This window comes from Aeromonas sp. ZOR0001, assembly GCF_000801015.1.
GTDB classification, from domain to species: Bacteria; Pseudomonadota; Gammaproteobacteria; order Enterobacterales; family Aeromonadaceae; genus Aeromonas; species Aeromonas veronii.
In genome coordinates this window covers 196,243-211,093 of sequence record NZ_JRJY01000080.1, presented here as the reverse complement: position 1 = coordinate 211,093, position 14,851 = coordinate 196,243, and the positions used below count along the sequence as shown (strand labels likewise).

At 58.8% G+C, this 14,851-nt stretch carries 15 protein-coding genes; 12 read left to right on the top strand and 3 right to left on the bottom strand.

Going from position 1 to position 14,851, the window contains the following annotated elements; translation table 11 throughout:
- The 11 genes from L972_RS21885 to L972_RS10750 form a co-directional block, all read left to right on the top strand.
- Positions 1-336 (top strand): dihydrofolate reductase family protein (locus tag L972_RS21885; protein ID WP_047438239.1); only part of this gene is annotated, 336 nt, incomplete at its 5' end.
- A 55-nt stretch (positions 337-391) separates the two neighbouring features.
- Positions 392-1,045 (top strand): riboflavin synthase, encoded by a 654-nt coding sequence (locus L972_RS10795; RefSeq protein ID WP_047438140.1) that lies wholly within the window; start codon positions 392-394, stop codon positions 1,043-1,045.
- Between the two features lie 149 nt (positions 1,046-1,194).
- Positions 1,195-2,304, top strand: a complete 1,110-nt coding sequence (ribBA, locus tag L972_RS10790; protein ID WP_047438138.1) for a bifunctional 3,4-dihydroxy-2-butanone-4-phosphate synthase/GTP cyclohydrolase II — start codon at positions 1,195-1,197, stop codon at positions 2,302-2,304.
- A gap of 203 nt (positions 2,305-2,507) precedes the next feature.
- A complete protein-coding gene (gene ribH / locus L972_RS10785; RefSeq protein ID WP_005338866.1) occupies positions 2,508-2,978 on the top strand; it encodes a 6,7-dimethyl-8-ribityllumazine synthase in 471 nt (156 codons plus the stop codon).
- Between the two features lie 14 nt (positions 2,979-2,992).
- A complete protein-coding gene (gene nusB, locus L972_RS10780) occupies positions 2,993-3,406 on the top strand; it encodes a transcription antitermination factor NusB (RefSeq protein ID WP_005343514.1) in 414 nt (137 codons plus the stop codon).
- Between the two features lie 57 nt (positions 3,407-3,463).
- Positions 3,464-4,423: a thiamine-phosphate kinase gene (gene thiL / locus L972_RS10775; RefSeq protein ID WP_026034998.1), complete on the top strand. Its 960-nt coding sequence runs from the start codon at positions 3,464-3,466 to the stop codon at positions 4,421-4,423.
- Complete coding sequence (locus L972_RS10770) at positions 4,420-4,914, top strand: phosphatidylglycerophosphatase A family protein (RefSeq protein WP_047438136.1); 495 nt, start codon at positions 4,420-4,422, stop codon at positions 4,912-4,914. Before thiL ends, L972_RS10770 begins: the two co-directional genes overlap by 4 nt.
- 487 nt (positions 4,915-5,401) lie before the next feature.
- Entirely contained in the window at positions 5,402-7,126 is a 1,725-nt protein-coding gene (locus tag L972_RS10765; RefSeq protein ID WP_047438133.1) for a dipeptide ABC transporter ATP-binding protein, read from the top strand.
- A gap of 70 nt (positions 7,127-7,196) precedes the next feature.
- On the top strand, positions 7,197-8,753 hold the full coding sequence (locus L972_RS10760; RefSeq protein WP_021230378.1) for an ABC transporter substrate-binding protein: 1,557 nt from the start codon (positions 7,197-7,199) through the stop codon (positions 8,751-8,753).
- A 99-nt stretch (positions 8,754-8,852) separates the two neighbouring features.
- A complete protein-coding gene (locus L972_RS10755) occupies positions 8,853-9,827 on the top strand; it encodes an ABC transporter permease (protein WP_005343520.1) in 975 nt (324 codons plus the stop codon).
- A gap of 2 nt (positions 9,828-9,829) precedes the next feature.
- Positions 9,830-10,771 (top strand): ABC transporter permease, encoded by a 942-nt coding sequence (locus L972_RS10750; RefSeq protein WP_040068611.1) that lies wholly within the window; start codon positions 9,830-9,832, stop codon positions 10,769-10,771.
- A 74-nt stretch (positions 10,772-10,845) separates the two neighbouring features.
- Here L972_RS10750 and dxs read toward each other — a convergent pair whose 3' ends face one another.
- From dxs to xseB, 3 genes are read right to left on the bottom strand one after another with little or no spacing between them, the layout of a single operon-like run.
- A complete protein-coding gene (dxs, locus tag L972_RS10745) occupies positions 10,846-12,714 on the bottom strand; it encodes a 1-deoxy-D-xylulose-5-phosphate synthase (RefSeq protein ID WP_047438130.1) in 1,869 nt (622 codons plus the stop codon).
- Positions 12,715-12,735: 21 nt separating this feature from the next.
- Positions 12,736-13,626, bottom strand: a complete 891-nt coding sequence (gene ispA, locus L972_RS10740) for a (2E,6E)-farnesyl diphosphate synthase (RefSeq protein WP_047438128.1) — start codon at positions 13,624-13,626, stop codon at positions 12,736-12,738.
- Entirely contained in the window at positions 13,627-13,878 is a 252-nt protein-coding gene (gene xseB, locus L972_RS10735) for an exodeoxyribonuclease VII small subunit (RefSeq protein WP_005338838.1), read from the bottom strand.
- A gap of 211 nt (positions 13,879-14,089) precedes the next feature.
- Between xseB and pomA the strand changes: the two genes are divergently transcribed.
- The gene (gene pomA / locus L972_RS10730) at positions 14,090-14,848 is read left to right on the top strand and encodes a flagellar motor protein PomA (RefSeq protein ID WP_005338837.1); all 759 of its coding nucleotides are present in this window, start codon (positions 14,090-14,092) and stop codon (positions 14,846-14,848) included.
- Positions 14,849-14,851: the final 3 nt, after the last annotated feature.

Below are 14,851 nucleotides of genomic sequence, written 5' to 3'. Positions count from 1 at the left end.
CACAAGGCGTCCGGCGAGTGGCCCGAGTGGGTGCAGCAGCTGGAGCTGCCGCTGCTGGATGGCAAGCTGGATCTGGTCAGCCTCTTCATGCTGCTGGCCAAGCAGAATGTCAACTCGGTACTCATCGAGGCGGGCCCGCGGCTCTGCGGCGCTCTGCTGGAAAAAGGGCTGGTGGATGAGCTGGTGCTCTATCAGGCGCCCAAACTGATGGGCGACGAGGGACGTGGCCTGTTCCATCTGCCGGGCCTGACCCGGCTGTTCCAGGCGCCCAAGCTCGCCATCAAGGATGTGCGCATGGTCGGCCAGGATATTCGCATTACCGCCAAAATAGCCTGATTTATCAATGTTCAAGGGGGCATAATTAGCCCCCGTCATCAGTAAGGTGATCTGCATGTTTACCGGAATTATCGAAGCGGTGGGAACCCTGGCCGAACTGCGCCGTCAGGGCGACGACATGGCCCTCACCGTCCATGCACCGCATCTCGACTTCAGTGACGTCAAGCTGGGCGACTCCATCGCCACCAACGGCGTCTGCCTCACCGTGGTGGCGCTGGGCGACAAGAGTTATACCGCCGATGTGTCGCTGGAAACCCTCTCCCGTACCGGCTTTGCCGCCGCCAGAGTGGGCGATCGGGTCAACCTCGAGAAGGCGCTGATGCCCACCTCCCGTCTTGGCGGCCATCTGGTCTCCGGCCACGTGGACGGGGTGGGGGAGGTGAAAAGCGTCTCCAGCAGCGGTCGCGCCATCGAGTACTGGATCAAGGCGCCAGGGGAGCTCTCCCGCTATATCGCCGAGAAAGGCTCCATTGCTGTGGATGGCATCAGCCTCACCGTCAACGCGGTGCAGGGCGACCTGTTTCGCCTGACCATCGTGCCCCACACCGCACAGGAGACCACCATCGCCAGCTGGAAGCCGGGCCACAAGGTCAACCTCGAGGTGGATCAAATCGCCCGCTATCTGGAGCGGCTGATGATGGGGAAAAGTCAGGAGAGCAGCGCCTCGACCCTGACCATGGAGACCCTGGCCAAGGCAGGTTTTCTCTGACGGTGTGCGCTGAATCTGGCCACCAAAACGATTTTCTGTGATCCCGCTCTGATTGAAATGGAGCCGCTAGCCCCAATCTAGAGCAACATACACACGCATTTGCGTTGAGCCTGCGGGCTCAACCCCCAAGCACACTGATGGAGTAGCCCATGGCGCTGAGCACAACCCAGGAAATCATTGCCGATATCAAGGCTGGCAAGATGGTGATCCTGATGGATGACGAGGACAGGGAGAACGAAGGGGACCTCATCATGGCCGCCTCCTGCGTCCGTCCGGAGGATATCAACTTCATGGCCCGCTACGGCCGTGGCCTCATCTGCCTGACCCTGACCCGGGATCGCTGCAAGCAATTGGCGCTGCCGCTGATGGTGGATCGCAACAATGCCCAGTTCTCCACCGCCTTTACCGTCTCCATCGAGGCGGCAGAAGGGGTGACCACAGGTATCTCCGCCGCCGATCGTGCGGTGACCGTGCAGGCCGCTGTGGCGCCCAATGCCAAGGCGGCCGATCTGGTGCAGCCGGGCCACATCTTCCCGCTGATGGCACAGGATGGCGGCGTGCTGACCCGCGCCGGTCACACCGAAGCGGGCTGCGATCTGGCCCGTCTGGCTGGTTTCGAGCCTGCCGCCGTCATCGTCGAGATCCTCAACGAAGATGGCACCATGGCGCGCCGTCCTGACCTGGAGATCTTCGCCGAGGAGCACGGCATCAAGCTCGGCACCATCGCCGACCTTATCGAGTACCGCAACCAGCACGAGACCACGGTCGAGAAGGTGGCTGAGTGCAAGCTGCCGACCGAGTTTGGCGAGTTTGACCTCATCACCTTCCGTGACACCATCGACAATCAGGTTCACTTCGCCCTGAAAAAGGGTGAGGTACAGGCGGACCAGCCGACCCTGGTGCGCGTCCATCTGCACGATGTGCTGAGCGATCTGCTGCTGACCGACCGCCACGCCGCCCGCAGCTGGCCGCTGCCCAAATCTATGGCCCGCATCGCCGACGAGGGCGGGGTGCTTGTGATTTTGGGAGCGGAATCCCATGGCGCCGAGTTGCTGGCCCGGGTCAAGGGTTTTGAAGCCGCCGACAAGGGACTGGCACCGGAAGGAGCCAAGTGGCAGGGCACCTCGCGCCGTGTTGGTGTGGGTTCCCAGATCCTCAAGGCCCTTGGCGTGAGCAAGATGCGCCTGTTGAGCTCGCCGAAGAAGTACCATGCCCTCGGTGGTTTCGGTCTGGAAGTGGTTGAGTACATCGGCGAATAACGTTCTACCAGAGAAGTACCATCCCCTTCCGGGTGGTTTAGGCCTGGAAGTTGTGGAATTTACCGGCGAGTAAGCGCGCCGGACTGGTTACATCGCGATCATGGCTGTCTATTGCGGCCATGGTTTTTGTCGTGGGTCTGTTGTGCTAGAATGTGCGCACTTTTGACTCCGGCCCTTTTGATTGCACAGATACAGGATTTCCAATGAAGGTTATCGAAGGAAATATCGCCGCTCCTGAGGCGCGCGTTGCTATTGTTGTTGCCCGTTTCAACAGCTTCATCAACGACAGTCTGGTGAACGGCGCGGTGGACGTACTGAAGCGTCAAGGTCAAGTGCAGGACAGCAACCTGACACTGGTAAAAGTGCCGGGCGCGGTTGAAATGCCATTGGTCATCAAGAAGCTGGCCAAGAGTGGTCAATACGACGCCATCGTGGCGGTCGGTACTGTCATCCGTGGCGGCACCTACCACTTCGACCTAGTGGCAAACGAGAACAGCAAGGGCATGGCCCAGGTAATGATGGAATATGAAATTCCCGTTGCCTTCGGTGTGCTGACCACTGAAAACATTGAACAAGCCATCGAGCGTGCAGGTACCAAGGCGGGTAACAAGGGTGCAGAGGCTGCACTGGCAGCGCTCGAAATGATCAACGTCCTGAAAGAACTGGACGTGTAACGAGGAGAAGTACATTGAAACCGTCTGAGCGCCGTAAAGCCCGCCATTGCGCCACCCAGGCCATCTACCAGTGGCAGATGACCAAGGCTAACGTGGGTGACATCGAAGAGCAGTTCAAGATCGATCAGGACACCAAGGGTGTAGACCTGAACTATTTCCGCGATCTGCTGTTCGGGGTAGCCCTCCACTGCAGCGAGCTGGACAAGGTGTTTGCACCTTTCCTCTCCCGTCCGCTGGAAGAAGTGGACATGGTGGACAAGGCGATCCTGCGTCTGGCGACCTACGAGCTGACCCGTCGTGATGATGTACCGCCGCGCGTGGTCATCAACGAAGCGATCGAGCTGGCCAAAGCTTTTGCTGCCGATGACAGCCACAAGTTTGTCAACGGTGTACTGGACAAGGTGATCAAGTCGCTGAACAAGCGTTGATCCTGCTGTCCGTCAGCATCTAAGAGAGGAGCCAGCTTATTGCTGGCTTTTTACTGTATGGGTGAATTTGAGCTGATTGATAAGTACTTCAAGGTCCCCCACGCCCGCAAGGACGTGGTGATGGGCCCTGGAGATGACTGTGCCCTGCTGACCCTGCCCCCCGATACCCAGCTGGCGGTGAGCACCGACACACTGGTGAGCGGCGTACACTTTTTTCCCGACATGGATCCGGTGGATCTCGGCTACAAGGCGCTGGCGGTCAATCTCTCCGATCTCGCCGCCATGGGGGCCGAGCCGCGCTGGGTGTCGCTGGCGCTGACCCTGCCTGCCATCAACGAAGGTTGGGTCGCCGGTTTTGCCGAAGGGTTTCTGGAGCTGGCCGAGTACTACAACGTGGCGTTGGTGGGCGGAGACATGACCCGCGGGCCGCTCTCCATCACCATCTCGGTGAAGGGGTCGGTGCCTGCCGGTCGCGCCCTGATGCGCAGCGGCGCCAAAGCCGGTGACGGCATCTATGTCACCGGTACCCTGGGAGATGCCGCGCTGGCGCTCTCCCACCTGCTGGGCAAACGCACCCTAAACGAGAACCAGCTGGCTGCGGTGCTGCCACGGCTCGACCATCCCCATCCCCGCATTCTGGCCGGTCAGGCGCTGCGCGGGCTGGCGGGCAGTGCGCTGGATCTCTCCGACGGGCTGGCATCGGATCTCGGCCATATCCTCAAGGCCTCCGGCGTGCGGGCCCAGATCGATCTCGATCTGCTGCCGCTCTCGCCGGTGCTGCAGGATGCGGTGAGCGAGCAGGAGGCGTGGCAACTGGCGCTGGCCGGTGGCGATGACTACGAGCTCTGCTTTACCGTACCGGAGGAGCACCGCGGCGCGCTCGATACGGCGCTGGCCCACAGCGGGGTCAAGTTCAGCCGTATCGGCCGCATCGTGGCGGGCGAGCCGGGCATCGACTACCTGCGTGGCGACCAGGCGGTCGAGTTGCAACTGAAAGGGTGGGATCACTTCGCATGAGTTTGTTCAGGATAAAGCCCGAGCTGACACGACTGGATCTGAAAAATCCGCTTCACTTTTTGGCGGTGGGGTTTGGTTCCGGTCTCAGCCCCAAAGCGCCAGGCACCATGGGCACCCTGGCGGCCATTCCGCTCTACCTGCTGGTGAGCGGGCTGCCGACCCACTGGTTTATCGCCTTGCTGGTGGTGGGTTTTGTGGTCGGTATTCGTATCTGCCAGAGCGCCACCGATGCCATCGGCATGCCGGATCACGGTGCCATCGTCTGGGACGAGGTGATCGGTTTTGGCGTCACCATGATCGCCGCGCCAGCCGGTTGGGAGTGGGTGGTGGCGGGCTTCGCGCTGTTCCGGTTGTTTGATGTGCTCAAGCCCTGGCCCATCTCCTGGTTTGATCGCCGGATCCACGGTGGCCTGGGCATCATGCTGGACGATCTGATCGCCGGCCTGTTCGCCCTGTTTTGTATGCAATTACTGGCATTCTGGCTCGGTTGAGAGCCACCTTCCGGGGGATGACCGTTCTTGCATCCCCCGATTTATATCTGCTTAATTTTCATTCATCGGCATATGCTGCCGTTTATCATCCATTTCACATAAATATTCACTACTCATTCGGGGCTCGTGATCGTTTTTGAAATAGTGATAAATGCTGCTTGTTGCGTTGTTGTTGAAATTAAAGTAATGATACCAATAGATGTACGGACGCACCGGCCATTTGTGTGACGAAAATCATCATTTATCTCTGCCGAATTGGTGGTTATCTGCACAAAACATTGCGGAATTGTATAACTCAATCATTTACACCCGTGGTCAAACCGTCTAAGTTACTCGCGGGTTATTCCAAAAAAATGCAAAAAACCCGCCCGGATCGCTGGTTTCGCTGCCTCATGGATTGAGCAAATATTGCCCAAGGTAACAACCGGCATCTGCGGCTGATTTACGGACGAATTATTTGGGACGGATGTCCCCCGCAGAGGTAAACATGTCCTTGCTCGAAGTAAAGAACTTGCGGATCGAGTACCCCTCCCGCTACGGGGTGCTGGCCGCGGTGAAGGATCTCTCTTTCTCTATCGAAAAGGGTGAGATTGTCGGGGTGGTCGGTGAATCCGGCGCCGGCAAGTCCACCATCGGCAACGCCGTTATCGATCTGCTGAGCCCGCCGGGTCGCATCGCCCGTGGTGATATCTATCTCAATGGCGAGCTCATCTCCGGCAAGAGCCAGAATGAGATGCGGGCCATCCGTGGCTCCCGTATCGGGTTCATCTTCCAGGACCCCATGACCTCCCTCAACCCGCTGTTCACCGTTGAGCATCAGCTGGTGGAGACCATTCTGGCCAATACCGACCTCTCTCGCGAAGCTGCTTCTGCCAAGGCATTGGAGCTGATGGGGGCAGTGGGGATCCCGAGTCCGGAGCTGCGCATCAAGCAGTACCCACACCAGTTTTCCGGTGGCATGCGTCAGCGGGTGGTTATCGCCATTGCGCTCTCCTGCGATCCGGAGCTGATCATCGCCGATGAGCCGACCACGGCGCTCGACGTTTCCATTCAGGATCAGATCCTCCAGCTTATCCGCGCCCTCTGCAAAGAGCGCCAGGTGGGCTGCATGCTGGTGACCCACGATATGGGCGTGGTCTCCAACGTCACCGACAAGGTGGCGGTGATGTATCGCGGCGATCTGGTGGAGTTCGGCCTGACCGAACAGGTGCTGGGCAGCCCCAATCACCCCTATACCCGCAGCCTCATCTCGGCGGTACCCCGCTCCGACGTGAAGCTGGTGCGTTTCCCGCTGGTCTCCTATATCGAGGATGCCAGTGCGCCGGATACCAATATCGACCTCAAGACCCACTGGCTCGGCCAGAGTCAGGACGAGCGTGCCTATGAAGGGGCGCTGCTGCGGGTGGAGAATGTCGATCTGAAATTCGTCACCAAGGACTCCATCTTCCCGAGCCGTCGCCAGTATGTGCGCGCCTGCAACAACATCAGCTTCGAGATCTTCGAAGGGGAGACCTTCGGTCTGGTGGGGGAGTCGGGCTCCGGTAAATCGACCATTGCCCGCGCCATCACCGGTCTCTATCCGCCTGATACCGGCAAAATCTTCTTTGAGGGGATCGATCTGACCGCCCTCAAGAGCGAGCGCGAGCGTCGCCCGCTGCGCCGCCAGATGCAGATGGTGTTCCAGAACCCCTATTCGTCGATGAACCCGCGGATGAAGGTACGCGACATCATTGCCGAGCCGATCCGCTTCCATCAGCTGGCGAGCAGTGAGAGCCAGATTGAGGGGATTGTCGGCGATCTGCTGGATCACGTGGGTCTCGGTCGTGGTGCCGGGGTCAAGTATCCCCACGAGTTCTCCGGCGGTCAGCGCCAGCGTATCTCCATTGCCCGCGCCCTGGCCACTCGCCCGCGCTTCCTTATCTGCGACGAGCCGACCTCGGCACTGGATGTGTCGGTGCAGGCCCAGATCCTCAACCTGCTCAAGGATCTGCAGCAGGAGCTCAAGCTCACCATGCTGTTTATCAGCCACGATCTGCCGGTGATCCGCCAGATGTGCGACCGCATCGGGGTGATGCAGCACGGCCATCTGGTGGAGGTGGCCGAGACCGAGAAACTCTTTACCAATGCCGAGCATGAGTACAGCCGCAAGCTGATCTCCCTCATGCCGGAGTTCAAGGGAATGTCCCGCGAGGGGCTGGAAATCGCAAGCTAGGAGAGCGCCGGTGCGCCGGTCTGCTTGTCAAAAAAAGTGTCATAAGAAAGCCAAAAGCATGGAGAACAAGATGAAGAAAGGATTGTCCAAGATTGCCCTGGCGCTGTTTGCCGCCGGTTTCGCCTTCAGTGTCTCAGCCGCTGATATCAAGGTGGGTGTCGCTTCTGACGCCACTTCGCTGGATCCGCAGGAGCAGCTCTCCGGTCAGACCCTGGAGATGTCGCACCTGGTATTCGATCCCCTGATGCGTTACACCCAGGACTTGCAGTTCGAGCCCCGTCTGGCCGAGAAGTTCGAGCGTGTCGATGACAAGACCGTCCGCTTCCACCTGCGCAAAGGGGTCAAGTTCCACTCCGGTAACGACTTCACCGCAGATGACGTGGTGTGGACCGTCAACCGCCTGAAATCCTCCGTCGACTTCAAGGCGATCTTCGATCCCATCAGCGAAGTGAAGAAGGTCGATGACTACACCGTGGATCTCGTCACCGCCAAGCCGTTCCCGCTGGTGCTGCAGACCGTCACCTACATCTTCCCGATGGACTCCAAGTTCTATACCGGCAAGACCGAAGCGGGTAAAGACAAGGCCGAGATCGTCAAAAACGGCGACTCCTACGCCTCTACCCACGTCTCCGGTACTGGCCCGTTCACCGTCAAGTTCCGCGAGCAGGGTGTGAAGCTGGATTATGCCCGCAACGCCAACTACTGGGATAAAGCCTCCAAGGGTAACGTCGAGAACCTGACCGTGGTGCCGATCAAGGAAGATGCGACCCGTGTTGCAGCCCTGCTGGGTGGCGACGTGGACATGATCTATCCGGTTGCGCCGAACGATCTGGAGCGCGTGAAGAATGGCAAGGACTCCCAGCTGGTGACCCTGTCCGGTACCCGCGCCATCATCATCGAGCTGAACCAGAACACCAACCCGGCACTGAAAGACAAGCGTGTACGTCAGGCGATCAACTACGCTATCAACCAGGTAGGCATCGTCGAGAAGATCAACAAGGGCTTCGGTACCCCAGCGGGCCAACTGAGCCCGAAAGGCTATGCCGGTCACAACGAGGCGCTGGTACCCCAGTATGATCTGGCCAAGGCCAAGGAGCTGATGAAAGAGGCCGGTTACGAGAAAGGCTTCAAGATGACCTTCATCTCCCCGGCTGCCCGCTACGTCAACGACGTCAAGATTGCCCAGGCTGTCTCAGCCATGCTGGCCAAGATCAACATCAAGGTAGATCTGAAGACCATGCCGGTGGCCCAGTACTGGCCTGAGTTTGACAAGTGCGCCGCGGACATGCAGCTGATCGGCTGGCACTCCGACACTGAAGATACCGCGAACTTCTTCGAGTTCCTGACCTTCACCAAGGATGCCAAGACCGGTATGGGCCAATACAACTGCGCTGGTTACGCCAACGCCGAAGCTGACAAGCTGGTGATGGATGCCAACGCCGAGACCGATCCGGCCAAGCGTGCCGAGATGCTGAAGAAGGTCGAAGCCATGCTGATCGAAGATGCTGCCTATGTGCCGTTGCACTGGGAAGATCTGGCCTATGGCGCCAAGAAGAACGTCGACATCAAGCCGGTGGTCAACGTGATGAACTTCCCTTACCTGGGTGACCTGGTGGTCAGCAAGTAAGAGAACGTCGCAAGGAAGGACGGGGCGGGGTGGTCAGCTGGCCACTCCGTCCACTAACAGAAGCCTGTGCCACGACACAGGCCACGTAGAAGGACAAGCATGTTTACATTCCTGCTGAAACGGTTCTATCAGGCCGTGATAGTGATGTTCGTCATCAGCCTGGTCGCCTTCTCCATCCAGGATAACCTGGGTGACCCGTTACGCGAGCTGGTGGGACAATCCGTCTCCGAAGCCCAGCGTCACGAGTTGCGCGAGAAGATGGGCCTTAACGATCCCTTCCTCATCAAATACAGCCGCTTTTTGAAAAATGCGGTGCATGGGGATTTGGGCACCTCCTATTTCTTCAAGCGACCCGCTCTCGAGGTGATCCTCGACAAGCTGGTGGCTACCCTTGAGCTGGTGTTTGCTGCAGCGCTCATCATCGTGGTGGTCTCCATTCCACTCGGTGTCTATTCGGCGATCCGCCCGCGCAGCATACCCACCAAGATCATCATGGCGGGGAGCAGCATCGGCATTTCGATCCCGGTATTTTTGACCGCCATCATGCTGATGTACCTCTTCTCCATCCAGCTGGGCTGGCTGCCGGCCTATGGCCGCGGCGAGACCCGTAACCTGCTGGGCTGGGAGTCGGGCTTCTTCACCTGGGATGGCATCAAGCACCTGATCCTGCCCGCGGTGTCCCTCTCTTCCATCATGTTGCCGCTGTTTATCCGGCTGGTGCGCTCCGAGATGCTGGAGCAGCTCTCCTCCGAGTACGTCAAATTCGCCCGCGCCAAGGGGCTGGACAACAACAAGGTCTACTATCAGCACGCTCTGAAGAACACCATGCTGCCGGTTATTACCGTCGGCGGGGTGCAGATCGGCACCATGGTGGCCTACACCATTCTGACCGAGAGCGTGTTCCAGTGGCCGGGCACCGGCTTCCTGTTTCTTGAAGCGATCCACCGGGTCGATACGCCCCTCATTACCGCCTACGTCATCTTCGTGGGACTGATCTTCGTGGTGACCAATACCCTGGTCGACCTGCTCTACGGGTTGATTAACCCGACCGTTAACCTGACTGCCAAGGGGTAAGCATGAGTAACGCTGTAACTGCAAGCCCAAGCCGTTGGGCACGATTCAAGAACTCAGACATCGTCTACTACTTCCTGCGGGACAAGGTAGCCATGTTCAGCTTTGCGGTGTTCGTGGTATTTGTGCTGGCGGCGCTGCTGGCCCCCTGGCTCGCCCCGCACAACGTCTATGACCAGACCAGTTTTGATCTGATGGATGCCGAGTTGCCTCCCTCCTGGCTCGAAGGCGGCGAGGAGCGTTTCTGGCTCGGTACCGACAACCAGGGGCGGGATATCTGGAGCACCATCCTCTATGGCGCCCGTATCTCCCTCACCATCGGCCTGTTTGCGGTGGCGCTGCAGCTGGTGCTCGGTATCGTCATCGGTCTGATTGCCGGTTATTTCGGTGGTCGCATTGACAACCTGTTGATGCGCTTTGCCGATGTGCAGCTGTCGTTCTCCACCATGATGGTGGCGATCATCATCTCCGCCATCTTTCAGGCAACCTTTGGCTCCGAGTTTTACTCGAAGTTTGCCATCATGATGCTGGTGGTGATCATCGGTATCGCCGAGTGGCCGCAGTATGCCCGTACCGTGCGTGCTTCTGTGCTGGCGGAGAAGAAGAAGGAGTATGTGGAAGCGGCCAAGGTGATGGGGTTCCGTGCCCCGCGCATCATGTTCCGCCACATTCTACCCAACTGTTTGTCGCCCATTCTGGTTATCTCCACCGTGCAGGTGGCCAACGCCATCATGAGTGAAGCTGCGCTCTCCTTCCTTGGTCTGGGGATGCCGGTTGATCAGCCCTCGCTTGGTTCGCTTATCAGCGTTGGCTTCAACTACATCTTCTCCGGCTCCTGGTGGATCACCGCCTTCCCAGGTATCTGTCTGGTGGTGCTGGTGCTGGTCATCAACCTGCTGGGCGACTGGCTGCGGGATGTGTTTAACCCGAAGATTTACAAGGGTTAACTCCGGTCAGAAGTGAAGATACAAGAAGGGCGCCATCAGGCGCCCTTCTTGTATCTTCTTTAACTAGCAGCAGGTCAGGCTTTCAGCCAGCTTTCGATGCTGCGCTGGATGCCTGCATCGTCCAGACCGAGCAGGGCATAGATCTCCTGCTGGGTACCCTGTTCCACGAAGCGATCCGGCAAGCCAAGGTTGAGCACCGGCTTGCACTGTTTGCTGCGCATCAGCAGCTCGTTCACCGCCGAACCGGCGCCGCCCATGATGGCGTTGTCTTCCAGAGTAACAAACTGATCGTGGCTGGCTGCCAGCGACAGCACCAGTGCCTCATCCATTGGTTTGACAAAGCGCATGTCCACCAGGGTGGCATCCAGTGCTTCGGCGGCCGCTTTCGCGTGGTGCAGCAAGGTGCCAAACGCCAGAATGGCAGTGCCCTTGCCCTCTCGCAGGATACGACCCTTGCCAAGCTCCAGTGCTTGCATCTCTGACGAGATGGGGGCATCGCTCAGGCTGCTACCGCGGGGGTAACGCACGGCGGCAGGGCCTTGATGGAGATAGCCGGTATAGAGCATCTGGCGGCATTCGCTCTCGTCAGATGGCGTCATCACCACCATGTTGGGCACGGTGCGCAGGAAGCTGATGTCGAACGCCCCCTGATGGGTCGGGCCATCGGCGCCCACCAGACCGGCCCGGTCGATGGCGAATAGCACCGGCAGATCTTGCAGCGCCACATCGTGGATCACCTGATCGTAGGCGCGCTGCAGGAAGCTCGAATAGATGGCCACCACCGGCTTCTTGTCGGCGATGGCAAGACCGGCGGCGAAAGTGACCGCATGTTGCTCGGCAATGGCCACATCGAAGTAGCGATCCGGATATTGCTGGCTGAATTTCACCAGCCCCGAGCCTTCGCGCATGGCGGGGGTGATGCCGACCAGCTTCTCGTCTTTGGCCGCCATGTCGCACAGCCACTGGCCAAAGATGGCGGAGAAGGTGGGTTTGGCGCCGCTCGCCTTGGGCAGGGAGCACTCGTCAGGATTGAACTTGGGCACGGCATGATAGCCGATGGGGTCTTTCTCCGCCGGCTCGTAACCCTTGCCCTTCTTGGTCTTGACGTGCAGCAACTGCGGGCCCTTGAGATTGCGCATGTTGCGCAGGGTCTCGACCAGTGCCTCGATATCGTGACCGTCGATGGGGCCGATATAGTTGAAGCCGAACTCCTCGAACAGGGTGCCGGGCACCACCATCCCCTTGAGGTGCTCTTCGGCCCGCTTGGCCAGTTCTTTGACCGGCGGCAGACCCGCCAGCACCTTCTTGCCACCTTCGCGGATGGTGGTGTAGAGCTTGCCGGACATGACCCGGGCCAGATGGTTGTTCAGCGCGCCGACATTCTCGGAGATGGACATCTCGTTGTCATTGAGGATCACCAGCATGTCCTTGTGCACATCGCCAGCGTGGTTGAGCGCTTCAAAGGCCATCCCTGCGGTAATGGCACCATCACCGATCACTGCAACGACCTTGCGACCCAGCCCTTCGCTCTCGGCTGCGACTGCCATGCCAAGGGCGGCACCGATGGAGGTACTGGAGTGGCCGACGGAGAGCACGTCGTACTCGCTCTCGCCGCGCCAGGGGAAGGGGTGCAGGCCATCCTTTTGCCGGATGGTGTGGATCTGATCACGGCGCCCGGTCAGGATCTTGTGGGGATAGGCCTGATGGCCCACGTCCCAGATCAGCCGATCGAACGGGGTGTTGTAGACGTAGTGCAGGGCCACGGTCAGTTCGACCGTACCGAGACCGGAGGCAAAGTGTCCGCTTGAGCGGCTGACAGAGCGCAGCAGATATTCGCGCAGCTCGTTGCACAGCACCGGCAGCCGATCTTTGGGCAAGGAACGCAGCTCGACCGGAGTGTCCGCGAGGGCCAGGTTGGGGAAATTGCTAATATCAACGCTCATATTGTTACTGTTATCCAGCGTTTAGTGGGTTCGCTCGATGATGTAATCGGCAAACGCTTCCAGAATGTCGGTATTGTAGGGCAAGGATTGCAGGGCTGTTAAGGCTTTCCCATGCAGTTCGCGAGCCAGCTCACGGGCATTTTCGAGTCCGAGCAGGGCCGGATAGGTACTTTTCTCCAGCGCCAGGTCAGAACCTTGTGGCTTGCCCAGGGTGGCGGTATCGCCTGTGATGTCGAGGATGTCATCCTGCACCTGGAAGGCGAGGCCGATGGCGGATGCATAGGTTTGCAGTGCAGCCAGCGTGGCGTCATCGACATCGGCTTTGCACAGGGCGCCGAGTGCCACGGCACATTCAATTAGTGCACCGGTCTTGTGGCGGTGTACCTGCTCCAGCTCGGCTAGCGAGATCTGGCGACCTTCGGCCTGCAGATCCAGCGCCTGACCGCCACACATACCCAGATAGCCGGAGGCGCGGGCGAGGGTACTCAGCATCCGCACCCGGTTGGCCATCAAGGTATCGGGCATGGGGTGATCGGCCAGAATGGAGAACGCCAGGGTCTGCAGCGCATCACCGGCCAGAATGGCGGTTCCTTCGTCAAACGCCTTGTGAACGGTTGGCTGACCACGACGCAGGTCGTCGTTATCCATGGCGGGCAGGTCATCGTGCAGCAGGGAGTAGGCGTGGATGCACTCCACGGCAGCCGCAGGGCCATCCAGCAGTTCGCTCTTGACGCCCAGCATCTCGCCGACCGCGTAGACCAGAAACGGGCGAACCCGCTTGCCGCCCAGCAGCAAGCCATAACTCATGGCATCGCGCAGGCGCGGCGCCATGGCGGGCAAGGATTCAAGTTGTGCTGACAGACAGTCGTCAATACGCTGACGATGCAGACGGGAAAAATGGTCCAGCGCCACTCACTCCTCTCCTTGTTCTGGCTGGAAGGGGGCGAGCTGGTCACTGCCATCGGCTTGACTGAGCAGGATCTGGATCTTCTGTTCGGCCAGTTCCAGCTTCTGCTGACCGGCCCGAACCAGATGAACGCCCTGCTCGAACTGCTTGAGTGCCTCTTCCAGGGGTAGGGAACCTTGTTCCAGCTGATGAACGATGGTTTCCAGCTCTTCCAGAGTGGCATCAAAACTCAGACGGTCGATTTTTTTACTGGCCATGTCCATCCTCGGGGATTGAAAAAAACGGCTTATATTAACATCGACCGTCCACAGGGGGGAGGCAGAAAAGCATTGCCCCCTCAAACTCTCACTAAACTGGCCGATAATGAGCCATCATTCTCAGTGGATGCATGCTTGCCGCTAGGGTCGCAATAGCAGAAAATTCAACAAACTATAATTAGGCATAAGAACCGGTGACAGGAGTAGGGACGTGGATCTAGGGAGCTTGTTAGGTATCGTTTTAGGATTCGGTGTCGTGATTTACGGCATGATCCTTGGTGGCTCGTTGAGCATGTTTATCGATATGCCATCGGTCTATATCACTATTCTTGGCTCAATCTTCATCGCCATGATGAAGTTCAATATCGGGCAGTTTTTTCTGGCTTTCAAGGTGGCGGGCAAAGCCTTTATGTACAAGGGCGACAAGCTCGACGACCTGATCGCCAAAGCCGTTGAACTGGCTGACGCGGCTCGCAAAGGGGGCTTTCTGGCGCTGGAAGCCGCAGAGATCCCCAATGCATTTATGAAAAAAGGGATCGACATGCTGGTGGATGGTCACGATGCCGAAGTGGTGCGCGCCGTGATGGAAAAGGATATCGACCTGACAGCCGAGCGCCATGTCATTGCTATCAAGGTCTTCCGTACCCTTGGGGATCTGGGCCCTGCCATGGGGATGATAGGTACGTTGGTGGGCCTGGTGGCTATGTTGTCAAATATGAGTGACCCCAAGTCGATCGGTCCGGCGATGGCGGTGGCCTTGCTGACCACCCTGTACGGAGCGATTGAGGCCAACATGATCGCTATTCCTATTGCTGACAAGCTGGAGCTGCGCAGCGGGGAGGAGAAGCTCAGTCGTACCCTGATCCTTGATGCCATTATGGGTATTCAGGATGGTCAGAACCCGCGGGTGATCCAGTCCATGCTGCAGAACTATCTGAGCCAGTCCAAACGCAATACCGGCGCGGAGTAGGAA